Origin of the sequence: Streptomyces sp. 13-12-16 (assembly GCF_002114215.1) — a bacterium.
GTDB lineage: Bacteria > Actinomycetota > Actinomycetes > Streptomycetales > Streptomycetaceae > Streptomyces.
In genome coordinates this window covers 1-1,693 of the sequence record NZ_NCTE01000560.1, presented here as the reverse complement: position 1 = coordinate 1,693, position 1,693 = coordinate 1, and the positions used below count along the sequence as shown (strand labels likewise).

3 protein-coding genes and 1 pseudogene are annotated in these 1,693 nt (G+C 74.2%); 1 reads left to right on the top strand and 3 read right to left on the bottom strand.

The genetic code is table 11. The features are described 5' to 3' along the window. Positions 1-147 (top strand): annotated as a pseudogene (locus tag B7767_RS48240) (saccharopine dehydrogenase); the annotation flags it as partial. A gap of 18 nt (positions 148-165) precedes the next feature. Here B7767_RS48240 and mmpA read toward each other — a convergent pair. From mmpA to B7767_RS22580, 3 genes are all read right to left on the bottom strand, one after another. Beyond that, complete coding sequence (gene mmpA, locus B7767_RS46520; RefSeq protein ID WP_179167243.1) at positions 166-312, bottom strand: morphogenic membrane protein MmpA; 147 nt, start codon at positions 310-312, stop codon at positions 166-168. A gap of 75 nt (positions 313-387) precedes the next feature. Then, positions 388-1,092, bottom strand: coding sequence for an endonuclease V (locus B7767_RS22585; protein WP_085573797.1), 705 nt, complete (start codon positions 1,090-1,092; stop codon positions 388-390). Positions 1,093-1,159: 67 nt separating this feature from the next. After that, positions 1,160-1,483, bottom strand: coding sequence for a plasmid stabilization protein (locus tag B7767_RS22580; RefSeq protein WP_085573796.1), 324 nt, complete (start codon positions 1,481-1,483; stop codon positions 1,160-1,162). Positions 1,484-1,693: the final 210 nt, after the last annotated feature.

The window sequence follows — 1,693 nt, the reverse complement described above, 5'->3', positions numbered from 1 at the left end:
ATGCTGGCCGAGGGGGCGCTCTGCCTGGCCTTCGACGACCTCCCGCCGACGGCCGGCCAGGTCACGACGGCGGTGGCGATGGGGGACGCGCTGATCGACCGCCTCCGCACGGCGGGACTCCGCTTCCGCGTCGCCGCGACCCGCTGACGTCCGGCCGGGCGGAGGTCACAGCGGCCACTCGACCAGCGTGTAGATCATCCCGGCGATCCAGCCCAGCCCCGCCAGTACGGCGAGGGTGAGCCCGACGGTCACGGCCCGCTCGACGGGCCGTCCGTCGACGGCAACAGGCTTGGGTGCGCGGTGCGTTGTCATGCACACCAGCCTGGCGGAGCGGGCGGGGGGCCGGCATCCGTACAGGTACTCAGGACCGGTACTCAGACCGCACGGTCACCCGGGAGCCTCCTGCGGGGCGGCCTCGGCGAGCGCCCGGCGGCACAGGGCGTCCGCCCTGCGGGTGGTCTCCGGGAGACGGTAGGCGGGGCTCAGGGCGAGGGTGTGGGCGCAGGCGTTGTCCAGGTTCACACGGTGGCCGACCGAGACGAACACCGGCTTGACGGCGTCCCTGGTGCGCAGGGCACGGCCGACCTCCTCGCGGCCGGCGAGCAGCGGGGAGGTGCTGCCGCGCGGGGCGCCCGGTTCGTCGTGGGTGAAGGTGAAGGGGTTCTTGGCGACGCCGATCGTCGGCAGGCCGGTGAGGACGCCGAGGTGGCTGGCCAGGCCGAAGCGGCGGGGGTGGGCGAGGCCGTAGCCGTCGCAGACCACCAGGCCGGGCGGGCACGGCAGGGCTTCCAGGGCGGCCAGCACGGTGGGGATCTCGCGGAAGGCGAGCAGTCCGGGGACGTACGGGAAGGAGATCCGGCCGACGGCCGTGGACTCGGCGACGACGTCGAGGGTCGCCGCGTCGAGGACGACGGCCGCGGCGGCGACGACGTCCCGCTCGTCGTCGTACGCCACGTCGACTCCGGTGACATGGCCCGTCCCGGGCGGCGGGCCCGGTTCGTCGAGCACCACCCGCGCGCGGAGTGCGTCCTGGACCGAGCGGGCCTCTTCCTCGGTCACGGGCCAGTCGGCCGGTGTGGGTACGGTCGTCATCGTGCCCCGAGCCTACGCGGCGCGCGTGCTCCGCGCGGAGGGCACTCCCCCTCCGCGCGGAGGGGGCTCACTTGCCGAGCGCCCGCTGGAGCTGACCCTTGTTCATGTTCGAACGGCCCTCGACACCACGTTTCTTGGCCTCCTCGTACAGCTGGTCGCGCGTGGGGCCCTGGGAGCCCTTGCCGGAGCGCTGACCGCCGCGCCTGCCGGACGACATGTCCTGCGTGGAGGTGCGACTGGCCGTCTTCGACTCACCGGACCGGGCGCGCTCCTTGTTCACCGTCCGGGCGGCGATCTCCTTGGCGCGTCCGGTGCTCTCGCCCCGGTCCTCGGCACTGTCCTTGATGTGCTCGTACTGGCGCTCCCGTTTGGGGCTGGAACCGCGTGGCATGTCCGCTCACTTCCTCTCGCGTACGGCGAACGGGTACCCACATTGGTGGCGATCAGGGCACACCGCACACGTCAGTGCCCCAGGCGGGCAACTCGTCCCGTCTCCCCCGCCGCCCGGGTGCCGCCCACAGGGCCGCCCGGGGCGGCGAGGAGGTACGGCGGGCGGCGGGCAGCGGGCGGCAGGCGGCAGGCGGCAGGCGGCAGGCGGCAG